The organism is Mucilaginibacter paludis DSM 18603, from assembly GCF_000166195.2.
GTDB classification, from domain to species: domain Bacteria; phylum Bacteroidota; class Bacteroidia; order Sphingobacteriales; family Sphingobacteriaceae; genus Mucilaginibacter; species Mucilaginibacter paludis.
Map to the genome: position 1 here is coordinate 5,554,375 of NZ_CM001403.1, position 20,836 is coordinate 5,575,210.

At 45.8% G+C, this 20,836-nt stretch carries 22 protein-coding genes; 15 read left to right on the forward strand and 7 right to left on the reverse strand.

Annotated features, from left to right (window positions below):
* The first annotated feature begins 123 nt into the window (after positions 1-123).
* Both MUCPA_RS23435 and MUCPA_RS23440 read left to right on the forward strand, forming a co-directional pair.
* Entirely contained in the window at positions 124-705 is a 582-nt protein-coding gene (locus MUCPA_RS23435) for a hypothetical protein (RefSeq protein WP_008509765.1), read from the forward strand.
* A gap of 74 nt (positions 706-779) precedes the next feature.
* Entirely contained in the window at positions 780-1,097 is a 318-nt protein-coding gene (locus MUCPA_RS23440) for a hypothetical protein (RefSeq protein WP_008509766.1), read from the forward strand.
* A 64-nt stretch (positions 1,098-1,161) separates the two neighbouring features.
* On the opposite strand, the gene MUCPA_RS23445 is transcribed toward MUCPA_RS23440, so the two are convergent.
* On the reverse strand, positions 1,162-2,340 hold the full coding sequence (locus MUCPA_RS23445) for a formylglycine-generating enzyme family protein (protein ID WP_008509767.1): 1,179 nt from the start codon (positions 2,338-2,340) through the stop codon (positions 1,162-1,164).
* A 251-nt stretch (positions 2,341-2,591) separates the two neighbouring features.
* On the opposite strand from MUCPA_RS23445, the gene MUCPA_RS23450 reads away from it, so the two are divergent.
* The 10 genes from MUCPA_RS23450 (at position 2,592) to MUCPA_RS23495 (ending at position 10,948) form a co-directional block, all read left to right on the forward strand.
* Positions 2,592-2,786: a hypothetical protein gene (locus MUCPA_RS23450; protein WP_008509768.1), complete on the forward strand. Its 195-nt coding sequence runs from the start codon at positions 2,592-2,594 to the stop codon at positions 2,784-2,786.
* A gap of 177 nt (positions 2,787-2,963) precedes the next feature.
* Entirely contained in the window at positions 2,964-3,242 is a 279-nt protein-coding gene (locus MUCPA_RS23455) for a hypothetical protein (protein WP_008509769.1), read from the forward strand.
* Positions 3,239-4,009 carry a non-homologous end joining protein Ku gene (gene ku, locus MUCPA_RS23460; protein WP_008509770.1) on the forward strand — a complete coding sequence of 257 codons (771 nt, stop codon included), beginning with the start codon at positions 3,239-3,241 and terminating at the stop codon, positions 4,007-4,009. Before MUCPA_RS23455 ends, ku begins: the two co-directional genes overlap by 4 nt.
* 421 nt (positions 4,010-4,430) lie before the next feature.
* Complete coding sequence (locus MUCPA_RS23465) at positions 4,431-4,724, forward strand: hypothetical protein (protein ID WP_008509771.1); 294 nt, start codon at positions 4,431-4,433, stop codon at positions 4,722-4,724.
* Entirely contained in the window at positions 4,724-4,930 is a 207-nt protein-coding gene (locus MUCPA_RS23470; RefSeq protein WP_008509772.1) for a hypothetical protein, read from the forward strand. The genes MUCPA_RS23465 and MUCPA_RS23470 overlap by 1 nt, the downstream gene beginning before the upstream one ends.
* 222 nt (positions 4,931-5,152) lie before the next feature.
* Entirely contained in the window at positions 5,153-5,563 is a 411-nt protein-coding gene (locus MUCPA_RS23475; protein ID WP_008509773.1) for a DoxX family protein, read from the forward strand.
* Positions 5,550-6,521 (forward strand): SDR family oxidoreductase, encoded by a 972-nt coding sequence (locus tag MUCPA_RS23480; RefSeq protein WP_008509774.1) that lies wholly within the window; start codon positions 5,550-5,552, stop codon positions 6,519-6,521. Before MUCPA_RS23475 ends, MUCPA_RS23480 begins: the two co-directional genes overlap by 14 nt.
* A 469-nt stretch (positions 6,522-6,990) precedes the next feature.
* Positions 6,991-8,178: an acetate/propionate family kinase gene (locus tag MUCPA_RS23485; protein ID WP_008509775.1), complete on the forward strand. Its 1,188-nt coding sequence runs from the start codon at positions 6,991-6,993 to the stop codon at positions 8,176-8,178.
* Positions 8,179-8,186: 8 nt separating this feature from the next.
* The gene (locus tag MUCPA_RS23490; protein WP_008509776.1) at positions 8,187-10,553 is read left to right on the forward strand and encodes a phosphoketolase family protein; all 2,367 of its coding nucleotides are present in this window, start codon (positions 8,187-8,189) and stop codon (positions 10,551-10,553) included.
* On the forward strand, positions 10,532-10,948 hold the full coding sequence (locus MUCPA_RS23495; protein WP_008509777.1) for a hypothetical protein: 417 nt from the start codon (positions 10,532-10,534) through the stop codon (positions 10,946-10,948). The genes MUCPA_RS23490 and MUCPA_RS23495 overlap by 22 nt, the downstream gene beginning before the upstream one ends.
* A 143-nt stretch (positions 10,949-11,091) precedes the next feature.
* Here the strand turns inward: MUCPA_RS23495 and pstB are convergent, their stop codons facing one another.
* Genes pstB through MUCPA_RS23515 form a run of 4 tightly spaced genes read right to left on the reverse strand, consistent with a single transcriptional unit; the run spans position 11,092 to position 14,456 of the window.
* Positions 11,092-11,853 (reverse strand): phosphate ABC transporter ATP-binding protein PstB, encoded by a 762-nt coding sequence (pstB, locus tag MUCPA_RS23500; RefSeq protein ID WP_008509780.1) that lies wholly within the window; start codon positions 11,851-11,853, stop codon positions 11,092-11,094.
* On the reverse strand, positions 11,846-12,691 hold the full coding sequence (pstA, locus tag MUCPA_RS23505; RefSeq protein ID WP_008509782.1) for a phosphate ABC transporter permease PstA: 846 nt from the start codon (positions 12,689-12,691) through the stop codon (positions 11,846-11,848). Before pstA ends, pstB begins: the two co-directional genes overlap by 8 nt.
* Positions 12,688-13,578: a phosphate ABC transporter permease subunit PstC gene (gene pstC / locus MUCPA_RS23510; RefSeq protein ID WP_008509783.1), complete on the reverse strand. Its 891-nt coding sequence runs from the start codon at positions 13,576-13,578 to the stop codon at positions 12,688-12,690. Before pstC ends, pstA begins: the two co-directional genes overlap by 4 nt.
* Positions 13,579-13,580: 2 nt before the next feature.
* Entirely contained in the window at positions 13,581-14,456 is an 876-nt protein-coding gene (locus MUCPA_RS23515; RefSeq protein ID WP_233276785.1) for a PstS family phosphate ABC transporter substrate-binding protein, read from the reverse strand.
* A 370-nt stretch (positions 14,457-14,826) separates the two neighbouring features.
* Here MUCPA_RS23515 and MUCPA_RS38345 point away from each other — a divergent pair, with 370 nt between their 5' ends.
* The 3 genes from MUCPA_RS38345 to MUCPA_RS23525 all read left to right on the forward strand — a co-directional run bounded on the left by MUCPA_RS38345 (position 14,827) and on the right by MUCPA_RS23525 (position 17,245).
* Positions 14,827-14,976 carry a hypothetical protein gene (locus MUCPA_RS38345; RefSeq protein WP_169316201.1) on the forward strand — a complete coding sequence of 50 codons (150 nt, stop codon included), beginning with the start codon at positions 14,827-14,829 and terminating at the stop codon, positions 14,974-14,976.
* Between the two features lie 69 nt (positions 14,977-15,045).
* Positions 15,046-16,284 (forward strand): IS4 family transposase, encoded by a 1,239-nt coding sequence (locus MUCPA_RS23520; protein ID WP_008503844.1) that lies wholly within the window; start codon positions 15,046-15,048, stop codon positions 16,282-16,284.
* A gap of 331 nt (positions 16,285-16,615) precedes the next feature.
* Positions 16,616-17,245 (forward strand): hypothetical protein, encoded by a 630-nt coding sequence (locus MUCPA_RS23525; RefSeq protein WP_008509785.1) that lies wholly within the window; start codon positions 16,616-16,618, stop codon positions 17,243-17,245.
* A 38-nt stretch (positions 17,246-17,283) separates the two neighbouring features.
* On the opposite strand, the gene MUCPA_RS23530 is transcribed toward MUCPA_RS23525, so the two are convergent.
* Both MUCPA_RS23530 and MUCPA_RS23535 read right to left on the reverse strand, forming a co-directional pair.
* Complete coding sequence (locus tag MUCPA_RS23530; RefSeq protein ID WP_008509786.1) at positions 17,284-19,743, reverse strand: TonB-dependent receptor domain-containing protein; 2,460 nt, start codon at positions 19,741-19,743, stop codon at positions 17,284-17,286.
* Positions 19,744-19,825: 82 nt separating this feature from the next.
* Positions 19,826-20,653, reverse strand: a complete 828-nt coding sequence (locus tag MUCPA_RS23535; protein ID WP_008509787.1) for a helix-turn-helix domain-containing protein — start codon at positions 20,651-20,653, stop codon at positions 19,826-19,828.
* Between the last annotated feature and the right edge of the window lie 183 nt (positions 20,654-20,836).

Genomic DNA, 20,836 nt, shown 5'->3' on the forward strand with positions numbered 1-20,836 from the left:
GGATAGAATTTTACGGCCTGTGCTTTTTTTCTTGAGACGAATGTAAATTGCTTTTACCGGCTGCTTGGCAGTGTTTGGCATAGGGATTGATTACCCCCGAACACATCATTAACACATAGAACTATGAAGAAAATTGCACTTATTACATGTATTGCAGCTATTGCAGCAACATTCTCAGCCAGCGCACAAATTCAAAAAGGTAACGTACTGGTAGGCGGAAACTTTGGTAACATCAACCTCGGTTTAAACGATCCTAAAATATTCAGTGTAGATATTACCCCGAAGGCCGCTTGGTTTGTTCAGGATAATGTGGCATTGGGTGGTTACGTTAATCTGGGTCTTGAAACTGCAAAAGGCTCAAACACCACCACAACTTACGGTATAGGCGCTTTAGGCCGTTATTATACCGGCAGCGATGTTGAGGTATTGCGCCATGGCCGCTTGTTTGGCGAAGCTACAGTTGGATTGGGTGGAACTAACGTAAGTAACGGAGGTGGAAACACTAACGGCTTGAATTTAAGTGTAGGCCCAGGCTTTGCTTATTTTGTTACGCCAAACATTGGCTTGGAAACTTTACTTAAATACAACGGACTGGTTGGTTTTGGTAGCCAGACAACCCAAAGCAGTTTGAACCTTTCGTTTGGTTTTCAGATTTATTTGCCTGGCAAAAGTACTGCCAACAAAGTACGCAACGATGTAAGGTAATCATCTTACAAAATAAGTCATCAGGAGGGCCTGCCGGAATTACCGGCGGGCTTTTTTTTGAGCTGATTATCGAAATGATTGAGGAAAGCGAATTGGACAGTTCCAGGCATCAGATAAAATACATTGCCGAACAGCCTATCGAAGTAAAAGCCGATCGGGATAAAATTGGTTCGGTATTATCTAATTGTTTAGCCAGGCCATTAAATATGCTCCCGAAAAAACTGGAGTTAGCATTAACGCTTTTGCGGATCAATGATAAGCATACGGCCACACAACCTGGAAAAACTGTTCGATCGCTTTTACAGGGTAAAGAGCCAATCGGTGCAAAATATTCCGGGCTTTGGTATCTGGCTTTTATTTGTGATCTGTATTTTACTTCCCGTTACCGCTGAACAGAGCAGGATTTTTTAAGCTCGGGTTGTGGGCTTATTTTGTAATTAAGCTGATGCGCAAGTTTTAAAGTTTAATAACTGGTGCGTCAACAGCATCCTTCACGCACCTGAAACCCAAATGCTCCATACCGCTGTCTTCGGTACTTTTCATTCTTCGGGCAACCCGGTAGCCTGAGCAGTAAGTATCGTTACATAAAAACGAGCCGCCCCTGATCACGCGTTTTTTGGCGTAGGGCTCATCAGGGTCGTAGCTGTTTGCAGGGCCCCTGGGGTTACTTACGCCGTTGGCTTTGTTAATAGTGGCATAGTAGGTGTTATTGTAATAGTCGGCGCACCATTCCCAAACGTTGCCAGCCATATCATACAAGCCGTATCCATTCGGCTTAAAGGAAGCTACAGGAGCAAGGTAAAAAAAATGATCCCTTACGGTATTGGTGTTCGGGAAATTGCCCTGCCAGGTATTGGCCTTGGGCAAGCCCGCGTCAACGGGCTCATTACCCCAAGGATAAATATTGTTGCTTAAACCACCGCGTGCGGCCCATTCCCATTCGGCTTCGGTAGGCAGGCGCTTGCCGGCCCATTTACAGTAGGCCTGGGCATCGTACCAGGATACATGCACAACAGGATAATTATCTTTGCCTTTAATATTGCTCGACGGGCCATGCGGGTGCTTCCAATCGGCTCCCTTTTGCCATACCCACCACTGGCTGTAGTCGGTTAGCGAAACCGGTTTACCCGGTTGTTTGAAAATTAATGATGCCGGTACCAGCAGGCTTTCGTCGGGTTTAGGTGTATTGGGCGGCAATTGTTTTTTCAGTTCTTCCCAATCGGGTTTACGTTCGGCAGTGGTAAGGTATCCTGTGGCTTTTACAAATTTGGCAAACTGGGCGTTTGTTACCTCGGTGGCATCAATCCAAAAACTATTTACGGTTACCTTATGCTTGGGGTATTCATCATCAGCCGCTTGTTTGTTATCGCCACCCATCATAAAAGTGCCACTTTTAATTAATACCATGCCGCTGTGCGATGGGTTGCCCGCCGCCTGTATTGCAGTTTGCCTGGCAACAGCAGCCTGAAAGCGCTGCGGTAAATTTGATTCGCAGCAAATAGGCTTTTTCCGCGTTGCAGAAAGCTGGGGTGGTGTTTGCTTAGTGGCAACCGGCTTTTGTTGGCACGATGTGATTGCAATGGTTAAAATAACCAGGAGAAGTATGAACTTGAACAGAAGCTTTTGAAGTGACATGGTATTTAAAATATCAGCCGGGTATACGGTACGTCTTATTTTGACGACGGTTTAAATATACCTTTTTTAACGATGCGGAAGCAAATTTACAAATAAAAACTATAAAGTCTATAGGTAACGTATTTATTATATTGATCAAAGAAGAGCCACAAATAATCAGGCCTGTATTTTCGTCTTATCAGTCAAAAAAACTAACAAAAATGCCGGTTAATGGTTTATAGATACAAGAGGAATTTGAAAAGCCAGTAAACATGAAAAAGCACAATACCTTTACCGAAGAAAAACCGGAAATGCCGGTACCAAAAGAAAAGCCGGAGATTGAACATCCATATGATCCGCAGCAACCGGAAATACCGCAGGAAGATCCTGACCGTGTGCCAGAAGAATTGCCTGGGCGAGCCAACCCACCCGAAGATCCGCCGCTTAACCCCGGTAGTTTGAGTTAATGGCCGTTACCTGGATAAGATCGTTATTGATCAAATCAACTGAAACTTTGCCATTGATGCAAGCCGAGTATTTGGCTTTTATTAATCAGTTGAGGGGAGGTACAGGGCCAGGTTGTTTCATTCGCATCATTAAACATAGCCCTGGAAAAGTAGTTCTGTAGGGCCAGAGGAAATAAAATGGAAAATTACCCCATCACTATCAGCAAAAACAAAAACAAAAAGGTTCACCAGTTTGAGGTGGGCGAATATGCGCATCATGATGATGCTAAATGTAAATACCGGGTGTTTGAAGATGGTGTTTATGTGGCCAGCTTTGAGCCTGACGCGCATAACTTTTTACAGATATGCCAGAATCCGGGTAAGATAGAAGAGGATATTTTGCATCTGCTGGCCGAACAGATCGAAGTTCATCATCCCCAAGGAGTTAATAACACCGTCAAAGCACCAAAACTATGAGAAGTATCTGGAAAGGCTCCATCGGGTTCGGCCTGGTGAGTATCCCTGTTAAAATGTATTCGGCCGTGCAAACCTCATCGCTCGATCTGGATATGCTCGACAGCCGTGACCACGCGCATATTAAGTTTCAGCGGGTTAACGAAAATACTAAAAAGGAAGTGCCTTACGATAAAATTGTGAAAGGCTATAAGTATGAGGATGACTACGTAATTATCGAAGATGCCGATTTTGAAGCAGCAGCACCCGAAAAAAGCAAGGTGATTGAGATTGAGAATTTTGTTGATATGGATGCTGTAAACCCTATGTATTATGAAACATCCTATTATATTGAGCCGGAAACAAAGAATAACAAAGCTTATGCCTTGTTGCTTGAAGCGTTAAAAAAATCGGACAAGGCCGGGTTGGCAAGGTTTGTTTTGAGAAGTACAGAGAGTTTATGTATTGTTTACCCCGTAGAGAAAGTTCTCGTAGTAACCCGGATCCGCTTTGCACAGCAGATAAGGCCGCAGGATGAACTGAATCTGGGCGACAAGGTTGAAGTGAGTAAAAAGGAACTGGATATGGGGCTTGCGCTGATTAACCAGTATACCGAGCCGCTTGAGCTATCCAAATATAAAGATGAATACCACGCCGAGCTCTTGAAAATTATTGAAGCCAAAGCCAAGGGTAAACGTCCAACCATAAAAAAAATGAAACCTAAAGCCACTAAAAGCGACGATCTGTACGATCAGCTGATGAGCAGTTTAAAGGTTAAAAAAGGTGCCTGATTTTTACATACATACGGGCGCTTAGTTTGGACAAATTTATCTTTATGGCAGAGCATTATCCAATTGTATAGTTCAACAATAAACGGAGAATAATGACATCAAGGCAGTAGAAAATCATCGTTGAAGCTGCCTGTTTTTCAGTTTTCTACTATCCATCTGCGTTTGGCATCCGGCTTGCATAACCTCACCTGGTTGGGGGCGATCTGGTTTAATACTTGATTAATGGTTTGTGTTTGAAAGTATTTTAAAGCATAAAGAATAGGAGGGAGGTTGATTTAAATAATCACTGCGCATTTCTCGATTCTATGTATCAAAGTGTTGTAAGCCAGAATAGCTATGCCGCGTTGAGGTGCAATCATTGAATATAGATTGGAACTATGGGAGTTCCTGCTGGCAGGGGATTTTTCAATGTATCGAAATTATGGAAACACAGTTTTACATTTTACTTAGCTTGAAAACTACTCAGGGCTTTGTAAATTACGGACAGTATTTTTTGGGAAACGATAGGGATGCCGCTTACGGATTATTTGATCAGTTAAAGGGCAGCAGGCAGTTTACAGATCGTGCTGTATTACATATCGACCTGATGGAATCGGTAAAAGAGTTGCCTGTAAAAATTAAAAGCATTTGTTGCACACTGGATGAATTGGGGGCTAACTGTAAATTAATTGCCCGGGAAATTTTCCGGTTAAAGAACCTGGAGGAGATGGACTGATGAAAAAAACAGCTGTATTGAGGATCATCATTGTGCTACTGATGTTTTGCTTACTGGCCTGGGATAGCCTCATGGTGCTTACCGGATCTGCCAACCAGTTACCTGAGCAGCACAAGCAGTTACTGCTTACTGCATTTTTACTTTGGTTGGTAACGACGATGTTCAACCAAAACAGAAATGACGATGACTGGGCTGGACAATTTTGATTAGAATATCTTACAAAGTTACCTGAGTTTTACTGCATACCAATTTTGGCAACTTAAGCCAGCGATAACACCGTTGACGTATTTCGCCCTCGCGGATGCTTTGCAGTTCTGTTAGTTTCCGTCTTCATGTATTCTTGTGCAAATAGCCAGATGTTTTACAAGCAGACCGAGGGTTTAGTTAAGCTTTGAACAAACAGGAACGGTTATTGTTAACAGATAGCTATGGAAACAAAAACAATCAAAAAAGCGGCGCGCATCCTGCTGGGTGCCAACCTGATATTTGCGGGCATCAGTCACCTGAGCTTTGCCCGCAAATCATTTCGCGCGCAGGTGCCTAATTGGGTGCCCCTAAAAAAGGACGACACGGTATTGTATTCCGGTTTTGCGGAGATAGCCTTAGGTAGCGCGCTGGTATTCGCACCTAAAAAATATGAGGCCAGGGTAGGCCAGATTGCTGCAGGCTTTTTTACAGCGGTTTTTCCAGGTAATATTGCTCAATACACCCATCACCGTAGCGCTTTCGGGCTCGATACCGACGGAAAAAGGTTAGCAAGGTTGTTTTTTCAACCGGTGCTCATCTATTGGGCACTAAAAAGTACATCAATTGAAATAAGCAACCATGAAAATAAGTAAACTGCAAGATAAGACTATCGTGATCACCGGAGCCTCAAGTGGAGCGGGTAGAGCGGCGGCCTTGCAATTTGCGCCACACCGGTGCAATCTTGTTTTGGCAGCACGTAATGAGGTGGCCCTTAACGAAATAAAAGATGAGTGTGAAAGCCTGGGCGCCCGGGTGCTTGTGGTACCAACTGATACCAGCGATGCCAGGGCTATGATTGGCCTTGCTAATGCGGCGGACGATTGGCAGGGAGGCATTGATGTATGGATTAATAACGCGGGCATTTTGGTTGCAGGTGATTTTGACCGTACGCCAATGGCCGTACATGAGCAGGTGATTAAAACCAATTTATTGGGATATATGAACGGTGCACATGCCGTTCTGCCGCTTTTTAAACAACGCGGCGCGGGTATTATCATCAATAATATCTCCATCGGCGGTTTTTTGCCGGTGCCTTATGGTGCTGGTTACACGGCGGCCAAGTTTGGCTTGCGGGGCTGGTCGGAAGCGTTAAAAGGCGAACTGACCGAGTGGCCCGAAATTTATGTGTGCGACCTCTTCCCATCCTTTTTGGATACGCCGGGCATACAACATGCCGGTAATTACACCGGTAAAGCACTTAAACCGGCGCCACCTGTGTACGATCCGGCGCGGGTTGGCCAGGAGATGGTGAACATCGCCCAGCATCCCCAATCTAACAAATATGTAGGTAGCGCCTCGGTGCTCTTAAAGCTATCTCACGCTGTATTTCCGGAATTGACCACTAAGATAACCGCTTTTGTTATACGGCGTTATCTTAAAAACGCAGAACCTATTGCGCTTAGCGATGGTAACGTTTTCAACACTGTACCCTATAGCATGGCTGCACATGGCGGGTTCGGTTTGCCGGGAGCGCCCAAAGCGCACCGTAAGTATATTGCTGCAGCGCTGTTTACCGGTTTTTTAGCTGGGCTGTATCTTTTTAAAAAGTAACGAGAAGGAACAAGGCGGCATGCCAGTGTGCGACAGGGTACCGACAACGGAATGCCACTCGTAGAAGGCCACCGCGCCGTGCTTCGACAGGCTTATAATGATGTGCTGTTAAGTTGGTGATAGTCAATGCTGAATTTTCTCCATCATGTCATCCCCGACGCGAGGAGGAACCTTTTACGCGCGATAAGTATGCAACATATCGGCTGAGCTGATTGTCAATCGCTTATTTTGCTCCAGTGTTGCGGCAGCAAACAGTAAGCCGTGAATTAGACTTGCAGGCCTGCATTGCCCGGCCAGTAAAAAAGTTTCAACTATATCTCAATTATTTGAAACAAAACGGCCGGATAAATCTTGTAATAGTATCTTGATATTGTGAAGCTTACCGTATCAATTATCACCTTACTACCATGGACGCTACATGTCTGCCTTCGCACCCCAACTGCTCACCGTGTTTTAATGTATAAAGTATATGACAGCGAAATCAGCCACCTATATTTTATGTATTAACTGTGGCTCATCAAGCCTCAAGTTTAGTTTATACCACGCAGGTTCGTTACAGCTGGAATGGTCGGGCAGTGTAAACGCTATCGGCAGCAGCAAGAGCATGCTTGTTATAAAAAACGATGCCCAGGTTATTGAACAACAAAATGGTAAATATAAAAACCTTGATCAGGCCGTTAAGGCTGTTATACGCTGGTTAAAAAACAGCTCCTATCATCAGGGCATTGCGGCCATCGGCCATCGCCTGGTACAGGGCGGCCCTAAACACCGTGAGCCGGAGCTTATAACGGGCAAGTTATTGAAAAGCCTGGCGGGTTTTATTTACCTGGCCCCCAATCATCTTCCCGAAGAAATAAAAACCATTCAAACCTTTCAATCGGCATTTCCCGGCTTACCGCAGGTAGCCTGTTTCGATACGGCCATTCACCGTAATATGCCCGATGAAGCTAAATACTACGCCCTGCCCGCCACATACCAGTCGCAAGGGCTTATGCACTACGGTTTTCATGGGCTATCCTATGAATATATCCTACAGAAGTTAAGCCAGGAGGATGAAGACATCAAAAATAAAAAGATCATCATAGCCCATTTGGGGAATGGTGCCAGCATGGCGGCCATTAAAAACGGCGTAAGCGTTGAAACTACCATGGGCCTGACGCCAATGGGCGGTTTGGTGATGAGCAGCCGCTCCGGCGATCTGGATCCCGGTGTATTGCTCTTTCTGCTTAAACAAGGCAAGCTCACACCAACCCAACTGGATAAGCTGTTAAGTAAAGATGCCGGTTTAAAAGCCATTGCCGGTATTGGCGATGTACAGGAGCTGTTGAACAGGGAAGCCGGCGATGCCGATGCCAAAGCTGCCATTACTTTATTTTGTTACCAGGCTAAAAAATTTATTGGCGCCTTAGCGGCGGCTATGGGCGGTTTGGATATACTGGTATTTACCGGCGGCATTGGTGAGCACTCGGCCATGATACGGCACCGAATTTGTGATGGCCTGGGTTTTTTAGGCATCGTTATCCATCAGCAGGCCAATATACAAAGCCACGAGATCATCTCCGACCGAACGGCGCGCGTTAGTGTTAAAGTATTAACCACTAACGAAGAAGCCATGATTGCTCAGCATACACAACAACTCACTTACCACAATAATTAAATTCCATCATGAAACTATCATCTGAGGAAACCTCAAAGCTGCATGCCTACTGGCGTGCGGCCAACTATTTATCGGTAGGGCAGCTTTACCTGCGGCATAACCCCTTGTTAAAAGAACCGCTCAAGCTCGAACATGTAAAAAATATGCTGCTGGGCCATTGGGGTACCACGCCGGGCCAAAATTTTATTTACACGCACCTTAACCGCGTAATCAATAAATACGATCTGGATATGATCTACGTATCCGGCCCGGGCCATGGTGGGCCTGCGGTTGTTGCAGGCACTTACCTTGAAGGTACGTATACTGAGGTATATCCCAACATTACGCAGGATGAGGATGGTTTGCGCAAATTGTTCACCCAGTTTTCATATCCGGGCGGTATCTCCAGCCATGCATCGCCCCCAACCCCCGGCTCTATCCACGAAGGCGGAGAGTTGGGCTATTCCTTAAGTCATTCTTTCGGTGCGGTGCTGGATAACCCCAGCCTGGTTGTGGCCTGTGTAGTTGGCGATGGCGAAGCCGAAACCGGCCCTTTGGCTACCGCATGGCATAGCAATAAGTTTTTAAACCCTCTTACCGATGGCGTGGTATTACCTATACTGCATTTAAACGGTTATAAAATATCAAACCCAACGGTTTTAGCCCGCATTAGCCACGAGGAATTAGAACAGCTTTTTAAGGGCTACGGCTGGACCCCCTATTTTGTAGAAGGTGAAGAGCCCGAAGCCATGCACCAGGCCATGGCCACCGTTTTAGACGAGGCGATAGAGCAGATCAAAGCCATTAAACTTAACGCCACAACGCAGGCCGATATGGAGCGCCCGCGCTGGCCCATGATTGTGCTCCGCTCGCCCAAAGGGTGGACCGGCCCCAAAGAAGTGGACGGCTTTAAAATTGAAGGCAACTTCAGGGCGCATCAAATCCCCCTGGCCGTATCCGCTTCTGCACCGCCGGAGCACCTGCAAATGCTGGAAGACTGGATGAAAAGTTATCATCCCGAAGAGTTGTTTGACGAAAACGGGCGGTTAAAACCCGAACTGGCCGAACTGGCGCCAAAGGGTGATAGGCGTATGGGGGCCAACCCACATGCCAATGGCGGTCAGCTTTTACGCAATTTGCGTTTGCCTGATTTTCGGGACTATGCCATAGCCGTTAACTCGCCTGGCGTAAACGGCGAAGGAGATACTTATGTGAGTGGCCGCTTTTTGCGCGATGTGATCAAAGAGAATCAGCACGACCGGAATTTTCGCATTTTTGGTCCGGATGAAACCGTATCCAACCGTCTCGAGTTGGTGTTTGAGGCCACCAACCGCCAATGGGATGCCCCGATTATTGAGCACGACGAGTTTTTGGCCAGGGATGGCAGCGTAATGGAAATGCTGAGCGAGCACCAGTGCGAGGGCTGGCTGGAAGGTTACCTGCTTACCGGCAGGCACGGCTTATTTAACTGCTACGAGGCTTTTATCCATATTGTGGATTCGATGTTTAACCAACATGCCAAATGGTTAAAAACTACACTCGAATTGCCATGGCGCCGTAAAATAGCATCGCTTAACATCTTGCTTACCTCAACCGTATGGAGGCAGGATCATAATGGCTTTACCCACCAGGATCCCGGCTTTCTGGATCATGTGGTGAACAAAAAGGCCAATATTGTGCGGGTATACCTTCCGCCAGATGCTAATTGTCTTTTATCGGTGATGGATCATTGCCTGCGCAGCTATCATTACGTTAACGTAATTGTGGCAGGCAAACACCCGGCACCGCAGTGGCTCAACATGGAGCAGGCTATTGCCCATTGTACACGGGGCATAGGCATCTGGAATTTTGCCAGCAACGATCAGGATGCCGAACCCGATGTAATTATGGCCTGTAGCGGCGATGTGCCTACTTTAGAAATATTGGCGGCCGTATCGATCATCAGGGAGCATCTGCCACAAATCAGGATCAGGGTGATCAACGTGGTTGATCTGTTTAAGCTGCAAAAAAGCAGCGAGCATACCCACGGCCTGAGCGATAAAGATTATGATGCCTTATTTACGGTAAACAAGCCTGTTGTATTTGCCTTTCACGGATACCCATGGCTGGTGCACCGTTTAACCTATAACCGGGCTAACAACACCAACCTGCATGTTCGTGGTTATAAAGAGGAGGGTACCATCACCACATCTTTTGATATGACGGTGCTGAACGAGATGGACAGGTTTCACCTGGCCATGGATGTGATTGACCGCCTGCCGCAAACCGGCACCCAGGGCGTTTACCTGAAACAGCTCCTGACGGATAAATTAACCGAACACAAACAGTACATCAAAGCCAATGGCAAAGACATGCCCGAAATATTAAACTGGAAATGGAATCAACCAACCCAATGATCGACAACGTTAAAGAACAGCCTTACTTTGCCTATTTCAGGGTGATGAAGCACGGTACAGAAGTTACCCGTATCTCGTGTAACAACTTTAAGCCTTCGCAGGGTATAACCGTCAACTTTGCTTCAACTGTTTATAATTTGCCGCCCGATGCCGACCTGTTTTATGGTTACCCCGGATTAATAGAAGCACTTGAAAAAGCAAAAGATGGCGCCCAGGCCTATATCGAGATGTTGATTGGGGAAGGTGACGACGCTCTGCCGGTATTATTACAGTACAGGATGGACCACTACGAGGATCTGGGTGTTAACCTGGTGGAGAGCAATATTCGTAAACTGGAAGCTGTATTAAAGCTCAATCCTGATTTTAAGTGGATACCTTACCGTATAGGCCGTTAGTTTAAAGCTGGTCGAAAAAGATATGATGTTTTGGGGGAATAGTTCATCCCAAAACATCATATCTTTTGCTTTGTTATTCTACATTGATTATTTTCAGGCAACAACAGTATTTGCTTTGTTTGTTTCGTAAAGCTTAGGCTCTGTCACCCAAAGTGCCCCTGTACATAATTGCCCGTAAGTTCCGCCTGCGGATCATTAAATATTTGCCTGGTGCTGCCCGCCTCAATAATTTCGCCGAGGTACATAAAAACTGTTTGGTCGGCTATGCGCTGGGCCTGCTGCATGTTGTGCGTTACAATAACAATCGTATAGTCTTGTTTGAGTTTCAGTATCAGTTCTTCAATTTTCGAAGTGCTGATGGGGTCGAGGGCTGAGCATGGTTCATCCATCAATATCACTTCTGGGCGTAAAGCAACTGCCCGCGCTATGCATAGGCGTTGCTGCTGCCCTCCTGAAAGCCTGGTGGCCGGTTTTTGCAGATCATCTTTTACTTCGTCCCAGATATAACTTTCTTTCAAGGCGTTTTCAATAATGCCGGGGCGCTCTTCTTTCGAAATATCATTGATCTTTAAGCCATAATTGATATTCTCATAAATGCTCTTGGGGAAGGGATTAGCCTGCTGAAAAACCATCCCGATGCGCCTGCGTACGGCGGTGGCCGAAAGATTACCACGATACAGATCCTGATCTTCAAGTAAAAAATTTCCGGTAATCCGGGCATCGGCAGATAGGTCGTGCATCCGGTTAAAGCATCTCAGCAAGGTACTTTTGCCACAGCCTGAAGGGCCAATAAGCGCAGTTATTTTATTTTCGGGAAAAGCTACGTTCACGTTCTTCAACACTTGCTTTTTGCCGAACCATAACCTGGCATCGGTTGCCGATAGTTTGATGTGTTCATTATTCATGCTTACTATATTGATAACGGATATAAAATGCCGATAGGTTTAAAAGGAATACCAATATAATTAATACCAGTGCCGTGCCGTAAGCCAGCGGCCTAACTTGTTCTATAGCCTGGTGCTGGGTAGATAGCATATACAAATGGTAAGGCAGCGTCATAAACTCCTGGTTTAAATAACCCGCCGGTTTGTTGATATAAAAAGCCACGCCGGTAAAAAGGATAGGAGCAGTTTCGCCCGCGGCGCGGGATAGGGTAAGCACCAGCCCCGTTAGCATGCCCGGAACCGCGGAGGGTAATACCACATCGCGGATAGATTCAAATTGGGTGGCTCCAACGGCAAGGGCAGCTTCGCGCATGCGGTTGGGTACGCGGCGCAGCGCTTCTTCGGTGGTGATGATAATGTAAGGAAGCGATAAAAGGCCAAGGGTTAAGCCTGCTGCCACAAGTGAGGTGCCCATTTGCAGGCCCTGCACAAACAGCGCCAGGCCGAATAAGCCATAGATGATAGAGGGCACGCCAGCTAAATTCCGGATCGAAGCCCTAATGATGCGGGTGAGCCAGCTATCGGCCGCGTATTCATTGAGGTAGATGGCGCAGCAAATGCCGAAGGGCGCAGCAACCAGCGCTGTGATGATGGTAAGCAACAGCGTGCCTATAATGGCGGGTAGTATACCTCCCCTGGTCATGCCGTCGGTGGGGGATGTGCTGATGAATGCCCACGATAAGGATGGCGCCCCTTTACTGATCAGATCCCAAAGGATAGCTACCAGGAAAAAGCACACTAAACCAGTACTTAACAGCAAAGTTCCCCATTCAATAACCGGTGTTAATTTTTTGATCATGATGCCTGGTATTTACGGTATTTGTTTACATAATGCTCGCCTACAATATTAACCAGCAGCGTCATCAAAAACAGCACCGCCGCTATAGCGAAAAGTGCGTAGTAATGCGTGGTTTGATAAGGCACTTCGCCCATCTCGATGGCGATGGTGGCTGTCATGGTACGCACCGAATGGAAGAATCCTGTTGGAAAAGCAGAGGCGTTGCCGGTAGCCATCAGTACGGTCATGGTTTCGCCAATTGCCCGGCCAACACCCAACATAACCGCCGCCAAAATGCCCGGCGCGGCGGCTGGTATGGTTACCTGTATTAAAGTTTGCCAACGGTTGGCGCCAACGCTGTAACTGGCTTCCTTATAAGCATTAGGAACACCTTCCAGGGCATCCTGCGTTACGGTGATGATAGTTGGTAAGGACATGACAGCCAGTAATATTGCGCCGTTGAGGGCGTTTAATCCGTTAGATTGACCGGCCATCCGGGCAATGCCCGGCCCCAATACCACGATACCTAAAAATCCAATGGCTACCGAGGGCACCGAAGCCAGCATCTCGATAGCTGGTTTTAAAAAGCTTTTTAACTTTTTACCTGCATAGTCCGATAGGTATGCAGCCGTTCCTATCCCTAAAGGGATGGCAATGCACATTGCTCCAAAAGTAACCAGGCTGGTACTTACCAATAAAGGTAGCATCCCGTAATTTGCGGGGTTTCCGGAAGGGTTCCACTGGGTGCCAGTAATAAAATCGAAGGGTTTTACCTTCAAGAAAAAGGCTCCTGTATTCCAGAGCAGCATCAAAAATATTCCCGCCAGGATAGCGATCACCATAAGGCCGGTCATCCTGAAAAGTAATTTTGCCGCCTGATCTGTTTTCTCTCTTATCGCTAATTTCATGGTTATCGTGGGATGATGTAATAGCCTGACTCTGTAATTATCTTTTGGCCGGCGGCACTTTTTTCAAAATCTATAAAGGCATCTACCTTATTCCAGGATGTGATTGGAATGAATTGGTACAACGGGCGTTGAAAATAGTACAGATGGGCCGCTATTGCTTTTGTATCCAAAGGAGATACAGATTTTATTCCTTTTTTTGATGTGATTTTTAACACTTTAACCGGCTGGTTAACACCACCGTGAAGGATATAGCCCGCACCAACGTATCCTATGCCCGACTTATCGCGCTTGATGCCTTCCACAATCTGTGCACTCCCATTCATCTCTTTGGCATCCCGGCTAAATTGTATGTTTAACTTTTTGCTTATAAAGGAGTGCGTGCCCGAATTGCTTTGCCGCCCGTAAATATTCACAGCCATATCCTGCCCGGTAACCGGTTTCCAGGTTTTGTACTGTCCGTTTAATATCCTGGTTAAAGATGGCACATCGATAGAATCTAAGGGAAAATCGCGATGAACGATAAAGGCGGTAGCATCTTCGGCAAAAATAACCGTACGGATAGCAATGCCCTTTGCTTTTAACAGTTCAATTTCCTCACTATTTAACGGCCGGGATGAATTGGCAATATCCGTTTGCCCGTTGAGCAGCGAGGCTATACCCAGTCCCGAACCGCCGCCAGAGATGGCCACGCTAAAGTCGGAATGCACTTTATAAAAGTTTTCGGCCAGGCTTACCGCTAAATTGACCTCCGTATCAGAGCCCTTCACTTTGATAGACTTATCTGCATTGCTGCAGCCGGTTAACATACTCAGACATAAGCAGTATATTAAATACCTCACCATCGTTCCACATTTATTAATTATTGTAAGATAGGTCATCAGTATGTTATCTATGTTAAATCTGTATCACCAATACCATCAGCATCCCCCCCTACCCAAAAGTATTGTTTATGGCGATAAGTCTGAGTGGTAAAGCTATTGATTTACAGTGATGTATGGCATGATGGTAGTCGTTAATTTGGCTGATGATGGTTTTTTGTATAAAGGTTGCTGATTAACAAACCCTCCCCGGTAGCCTACCGTGTACCCACATCTTTTGGGTATCATTAAAAATACTCCGGAGGAGTAAAAGCTCGGTAGAAATGATCAATCACAAACGTTTCGTGCCGTAGGTAAGGTACATATCCGCTGTGTGATGCGCTGTTCTCTTGAATTGTGGCTATCAAAAAAGCGAAGAAGTTGCGTACCTATGGTACGCAAAATCCATTTCATCAATATGCTACCGAGCTTCAACCCCGATGAGGTTTTACTTAAAAAGATATGGGTACACGGTAGCCCGGTAGTAGGGCTTAAAAAAGAAAAAAAAGTCTCCCCAACCGGGCATAGCCGTCAACTTTAGAAAAAAAAGGGATAAAATTTTTTTAGAGCAAGAATCGGAACTGCAAAATTGCAGTCATTATTCGAGCGAATGAGTTCGGAACTATTTGAACCAACGGTGTTAGATGGCCTGGCCCGTAAAACAGAGGCTATACAACGCAAACGAAAAGTGGGAGGCAAGGAACTATTGGATATGGCGTTATTTGATGGAGATCAATCGTTTAACGGCATGAGTATGCAGTTAATGCGGAGGGATGGGCTTGATATTTCGAAGCAGGCATTGCATCAAAGACATCACAGCAATATGACAAAGTTTGTACAAGCCGTTTTTGAGCAATTAATAGCAGTTGAGTTACCGCAAGAGCAAACACAGGGCTTGGAGATCCGTATCAAAGATTCTACCCGTTTCGCGTTGCCGGAAGTTATTGCAGAGACATTCCCCGGAACAAAAGGAAGTGGGATGAAAGCGGGAGCATCTGTACAATTTGAATTTGAAATCAAAAGTGGTAAAAGCGATATCAAAGTAACTCCGGCCAACGCAAATGACCAGGGTGAGAGTCATCTGGACAAGGCATCAATTCAGCCGGGGGTATTATATATGAGAGATCTGGGTTACACTCACTTGAGTTATATGAACAATATTAACAAAGTCAAAGCTTTCTTTATTAATAAATTATGTCCGAAAACAACGATTTATCTATTAAAGGACGACCAATACCAAAAGTTAGAGTTGTCGAAACTACAAGGCATAACCGGCGTATTTGATCAACAGGTATATATCGGAGCTGATAAGATGCCGGTAAGGATAATAATAGAACCGGTAAGTGAAGAGCTCAAGGCAAGGCGGATAGCCAATACTGAAAAGTACAATAAAAAGAAAGGCAGTACCACCAGTAAGGGATTCAAAGAGCGGGCAGGGTTTAACTTTATTGTTACCAACCTGGTGAGCGAAAAATATAGCGCTGAATTGATCCAAAAGTTATATCACCTGCGATGGCAGATAGAATTGGTTTTTAAAGCATGGAAGTCGTTTTTAAAGATACACACGTTCCCCAAAGGAAGTTCGGATCGTATAACCAGTATATTATACAGTAAGTTGATCTGGGCAGTTTTGAGTTGGAAAATATGCATGGCTATCGGTAAGATAGGTCAAATTAGTGTTTTAAAGGTGCATCGACTAATCGCTTCTACGAAAGAAGAATTGCGAGCGCAGCTTTTAGGGATATGCTCAAAGTGGTTAGCTCTGTTGGAGAAATTAAACTTAAAGCACCTTTCAAAAGAGCACAGAAAACATAGGTTAAAAATAGAAGAAATTGTAATAAGTATTTGATTATTAGATATTTAAATACTATATTTAGATAGTTAAACAAAAATAAGAAAGGCGGGGTCATCTAAACCTCCCCGCCTTAAAAAACGAAAAATATGAGAGTAAAAATACATAGGTTTGCCCATGCGGGCAAACCGCGCCTAAAAATTAAATAACTGAAAATCAACAATATATGAGTACAGCTACTTAAATTGACGGCTATGCCCAACCGGGGGGAGATTTAGAGGGGCTTTGATTTGATTTTTGAACCAATCGCGGTTATAGAGTTAACAATCACCCCACTGCGTGACTTCTGCCATTTGCCCTGGTTTGTTGCAACTTTAATTTTGCATCCATGAAAAGGAACATGGCAATCACCGGTTTTTATTGCGCCCTGGTGGCATTGCTGGCTACGCTGGGGTATGGCATCGTTCAGATCCTGCAGGTACTTGGCACGTTAAAATATCCGTTAGATGATCGTCTCATTTATGGCTTTTCCCTGGCTATCGCCCAGCCTTTTTTACTGGCCATGCTGGCCTTTCATTATATCCTGCCGGAGGAGCGCCGTTTCTGGAGCCATGCCGCTTTGTTGTTCGCCCTGTTGTACACCGTTTATGTAGTGCTGATATACGGTGTGCAGTTAGCCACCGTGATACCGGCTTCGTTGCACGATCGGCGCGAAACGCTGTTAACGGTAAAACCCCAATCGTTTTTCTGGACTATCGACGCGCTTGGCTACATCTGTATGGGCATAGCCACTTTGATGGCCGCTTTTGCTTTGAAAAATAACAGCGATACCTTATGGCTCAGCCACTTTCTGCTGGCAAACGGCTTTGTTGTACCGCTAATCTGCATCACTTATTTTTACCCTCATTTTTCCACAGCGACATTATGGATCGGCTCGCCATGGCTCATCACGGTGCCTGGCTCGATGCTGCTGTTATCGCGTTTTTTTAAAAAGGAGGCCGCAGAACTTTGGGGATAACTTCAGCTGTTTGGCATCATCAATATCCATCACTAAATTTAAAACTCCTTATCGTTGAGCTCGCTGCTGGGTAGTTTAAGTTTGCCGGTAAATTTGTTGAGGTTAAAAGCCAAATTGATCATGAAAACGTTGGTTTCATAAATATAGTTGGTGGTGGTATAAAAGTTGGGGCCTTGTGTGGTGATGCGCTGTTTGTTGGCATTAAAAATATTCATGTTCTGCCATAGGAGCGAGGCGGCAAGGCGGCCGTTCATCAGCGTTTTTTTAAGCGAAGTACCGGGTACAAAAAACTGTGAATCCTCGCCCTGTGCGGTTGGCCGTTTAGACAGGTAGTTAACATTGGCCCCAAGGCTCAGGGTTTTATTAAGCATAAAGCTGCTATTGGCATTAACACTGTAAGCCCAGTTACTGTTGTTTACCGTGGTTGGCGTGCCCAGTATGTTAATATTACCGTTTATTTTATAGTTGTACAAGTTAGCGCCCATGTAAAGCGTACACCATTTGGCCGGTTGTAAATTGGTGCCTGCCTCCAGGCCAAATAGTCGCGCGTTGCCTGCGTTGCTGTATACCCGGTTCAGTATGGTATCGGCATAAACGCTGTTTAGCCGCTGTATGGGGTTTTTAATATGCTGATAATACAAGGTTGCAAAAAAAGATCCCTGTTTAAAATTATGGATGGTACCCAGTTCGGCCAGGTCAATAAATTCGGGCAGCAGGTCGGGGTCGCCCTGTTCCAGCGTTTCAGAGTGCTCTCTTTCGGGTATAGGGTTCAGCTCCAGGTTTGTGGTGCGATTAATGCGTTTGCTGTAACCGGCCTTCAATTTCCAGGCCTCGGTAAAACTGTACAATAAATTGGCCGAAGGGAACAGGTTAGATAGATCAAGCTGGTGGGGCTTGCTGTCGTACGAGATATTTACCGTTCGGGTGGCATACTCGTAACGCAAGCCGCCGGTATATTCCAGTTTCGACGCCTTGCCCGAATATTGGGTGTAAAAGGAGTTGATCATGTTTTTGGCGTGCAGACTGCCGTTAAATTTGGCAATATCAGTTTGGCCCGTTAAGGGGGTAACACTGTAATCAAACTGCCCGTCCTGGGTATCATACCTCAGTTGGTAACCACTCTCTAATTTTCCCTTGCCAAGTGGTAAGCTATGGTCGAGCTTAAAGCGGTATCCGTTAATGGGGCGCTTATAGGGGTTGTAAACATATTGTATCGTGTCTGTAGTGTTGGGATATTTCAGGTTGCGGTTTTTGGTATCGCCATAAAGATTGGCATGCTCATACACCATGCCTGCCGTAAGTGTTGCTTTGTTTTGAAACGTGTGCGTATAATCAAAGTTGGCCAACGAAAAATCGCCCTGCTTGGTTTGCTGGTTGGAGTTATAATAAGTGTTGCTTTGAATTAACGCATTGGTGGCTAAGTTTGATGTGGTATTGTGGTATAGCAGGTCGGCAATCCGGTCCTGGTAGCGTTTACCCATAAAAAAGCCTGCAGAAAACGTGTTCGAGGCATCGGCAGCATAGTTAATTGTAGCGCGGCCGGCATAGTTGTATTTTTTAAAGCTTCTTTCGCCGGCCGACGGAAACCTGGTGATGGTATTGTTAGCAAAGTTTTTGGTGTACACATCGCCTTCGCGGTAACCTGCGTTATCGTTGCGGTTATAATTGCCGCCAACAGATATGTCCCACTTGTTTTTCCGGTAGTTCAGGGTAAGGTCGGCACCGTAGCGTTGCGGTTTGCGGCTATTGCCAAAATCATTTAAGGCCGGTAGCCCACCCTGCACGTTAGTAGCTAACGTAAAACCATCGCTCGCGCCTTTTTTAGTGATAATGTTGATGATGCCGCCGCGGCCGTCGGGGTCGTATTTGGCCGATGGGGCGGTAATAAGTTCGATGTTGTCCACAGCATTGGCAGGCAACTGGCTTAATACCGTTTGCGCGTCTGTGAGTACCGGCTTGCCGTTAATGAGCACCATAAACCCGGCGGAGCCCCTCAGCCTGATTTCGCCTTCGCCGTTTACCGAAACCGATGGCAGGTTTTTTAATACATCTACAGCCGAGCCGCCTTTTGCCAGCTCAAACTGAGCCGCCTTATAGCTTTGCTTATCTATTTTATTGATAGAACCGGCTGCTTGCCCGCTAACGTTTACCTCGTTCAATAATTGCTGGCCCGGAGATAACAGGATGGTTCCGGCGTTATATAATCCGCTTCCCACCGTTATAACAGCGCTGTACTGGTTATGGTAACCTATAAACGCTACTTTAAGCAAGTACTTGCCGCTTGCAACATGGTCAAACTGAAAGGTGCCGTTGGCTTTAGAAACCGTCCCGCTGATCAGCACCGAATCCGTACTTTTGAGCAGGGCTACGCTGGCATACTCCACCGGCTGCTTACTTTGCCGGTCGGCAACCCGCCCTTTAATAGTGGCGGTTTGGGCCATCAGTAAATTTGAAAATACAATTGAAAAAAATAGCAGAAACGCTTTAAAAGTTCGCATAAAAATACCTGGGTATAGTGCGGCTAAAGTAAATAAAAGCGTTTTTAAGGCTATTGTATAATACCGTGTAATAATTGTATGGCTATTTTTTAGCCATTGCCAGTTGGCGATAAGCGCCGGGCGTTAAATTGGTATGATGTTTAAAAAATTTAATAAAGTGGGGCGAGTCCGAAAATTGTAAAATGCCGGCAATTTCGCCGATGGGCTTGGCCGTTCCCGAGAGAAATACCTTGCCCTCTAACAAAACCCGCTCGTTAATTATTGCCGAAGCCGTTTTAGCCACCGCTTTTTTACAGGCCTCATTAAGCGCGGCTGTGGTGATATGCAAAAGCCCCGCATAAAAGGCAGGCTGTTTCTGTTCGAGAAAATGTGAGTTAACCAGGCGTTTATATTGCTGAAAAATATCGTGTATGCCTTTTATGGGTATTGATGCGCCGTTAGCGGCATACTGCCTTAGTTTGGCTATCAAAAAGTGCAGGTAAGCGGTATGGATCTCCAGCTCAGGCACTTTGGCTTTATATTCCGCATAAAATGCCGCTAAAATAATGAACAGCAGGCTCTCGTCGGCTACGGGCACCTGCGCCGGTAAATTATACAACAAATCGATGTCGTCTTTTTTTAACAGTTCCTCTTTAAAAAGAATCACATAACCTTTGGGGATGCTGCTGAAATTCCAGCGGTGGGTTTGCCCTGGTCGCAGGTAAAAGGCAACCGGCGCCTGCACCTCAAAATTAACCTCGTCAATCTCGTGGTAACCAGAGCCCTCACGCAGCCAGATCAGTTCGTGATAATCGGCATGCCGGTGCGGTGTTGTGGGTTTAATCACCTCCTTCATGAGGCTCACTTTTAAAACAAGGCCGGTTTCCAGCTTGTTTTTTATAGGGATATCATGAGGGATAGTTGAGGGCATTGATTACTGATTTTGTATACCGATGTGGAACGCCTTAAAATTGGCAAAAATATTGGGATGGTGAAAATTAATTGGAGCCCAAACCCCACCAAACCCTCCCCGGTAATAAGCCCCACCCAAGCCCCAACGGTAGGTATGGCTAAAAAAAAGAAAAAAGTCTCCCCAACCGGGGGAGATTTAGAG

Excerpts from the sequence above, each read along its gene's own strand:
- MUCPA_RS23435 (WP_008509765.1), top strand. The coding sequence starts at position 124 with ATGAAGAAAATTGCACTTATTACATGTATTGCAGCTATTGCAGCAACA.
- MUCPA_RS23440 (WP_008509766.1), top strand. The coding sequence starts at position 780 with ATGATTGAGGAAAGCGAATTGGACAGTTCCAGGCATCAGATAAAATAC.
- MUCPA_RS23445 (WP_008509767.1), bottom strand. The coding sequence starts at position 2,340 with ATGTCACTTCAAAAGCTTCTGTTCAAGTTCATACTTCTCCTGGTTATT.
- MUCPA_RS23450 (WP_008509768.1), top strand. The coding sequence starts at position 2,592 with ATGAAAAAGCACAATACCTTTACCGAAGAAAAACCGGAAATGCCGGTA.
- MUCPA_RS23455 (WP_008509769.1), top strand. The coding sequence starts at position 2,964 with ATGGAAAATTACCCCATCACTATCAGCAAAAACAAAAACAAAAAGGTT.
- ku (WP_008509770.1), top strand. The coding sequence starts at position 3,239 with ATGAGAAGTATCTGGAAAGGCTCCATCGGGTTCGGCCTGGTGAGTATC.
- MUCPA_RS23465 (WP_008509771.1), top strand. The coding sequence starts at position 4,431 with ATGGAAACACAGTTTTACATTTTACTTAGCTTGAAAACTACTCAGGGC.
- MUCPA_RS23470 (WP_008509772.1), top strand. The coding sequence starts at position 4,724 with ATGAAAAAAACAGCTGTATTGAGGATCATCATTGTGCTACTGATGTTT.
- MUCPA_RS23475 (WP_008509773.1), top strand. The coding sequence starts at position 5,153 with ATGGAAACAAAAACAATCAAAAAAGCGGCGCGCATCCTGCTGGGTGCC.
- MUCPA_RS23480 (WP_008509774.1), top strand. The coding sequence starts at position 5,550 with ATGAAAATAAGTAAACTGCAAGATAAGACTATCGTGATCACCGGAGCC.
- MUCPA_RS23485 (WP_008509775.1), top strand. The coding sequence starts at position 6,991 with ATGACAGCGAAATCAGCCACCTATATTTTATGTATTAACTGTGGCTCA.
- MUCPA_RS23490 (WP_008509776.1), top strand. The coding sequence starts at position 8,187 with ATGAAACTATCATCTGAGGAAACCTCAAAGCTGCATGCCTACTGGCGT.
- MUCPA_RS23495 (WP_008509777.1), top strand. The coding sequence starts at position 10,532 with ATGGAATCAACCAACCCAATGATCGACAACGTTAAAGAACAGCCTTAC.
- pstB (WP_008509780.1), bottom strand. The coding sequence starts at position 11,853 with ATGAATAATGAACACATCAAACTATCGGCAACCGATGCCAGGTTATGG.
- pstA (WP_008509782.1), bottom strand. The coding sequence starts at position 12,691 with ATGATCAAAAAATTAACACCGGTTATTGAATGGGGAACTTTGCTGTTA.
- pstC (WP_008509783.1), bottom strand. The coding sequence starts at position 13,578 with ATGAAATTAGCGATAAGAGAGAAAACAGATCAGGCGGCAAAATTACTT.
- MUCPA_RS23515 (WP_233276785.1), bottom strand. The coding sequence starts at position 14,456 with ATGACCTATCTTACAATAATTAATAAATGTGGAACGATGGTGAGGTAT.
- MUCPA_RS38345 (WP_169316201.1), top strand. The coding sequence starts at position 14,827 with ATGGTACGCAAAATCCATTTCATCAATATGCTACCGAGCTTCAACCCC.
- MUCPA_RS23520 (WP_008503844.1), top strand. The coding sequence starts at position 15,046 with ATGAGTTCGGAACTATTTGAACCAACGGTGTTAGATGGCCTGGCCCGT.
- MUCPA_RS23525 (WP_008509785.1), top strand. The coding sequence starts at position 16,616 with ATGAAAAGGAACATGGCAATCACCGGTTTTTATTGCGCCCTGGTGGCA.
- MUCPA_RS23530 (WP_008509786.1), bottom strand. The coding sequence starts at position 19,743 with ATGCGAACTTTTAAAGCGTTTCTGCTATTTTTTTCAATTGTATTTTCA.
- MUCPA_RS23535 (WP_008509787.1), bottom strand. The coding sequence starts at position 20,653 with ATGCCCTCAACTATCCCTCATGATATCCCTATAAAAAACAAGCTGGAA.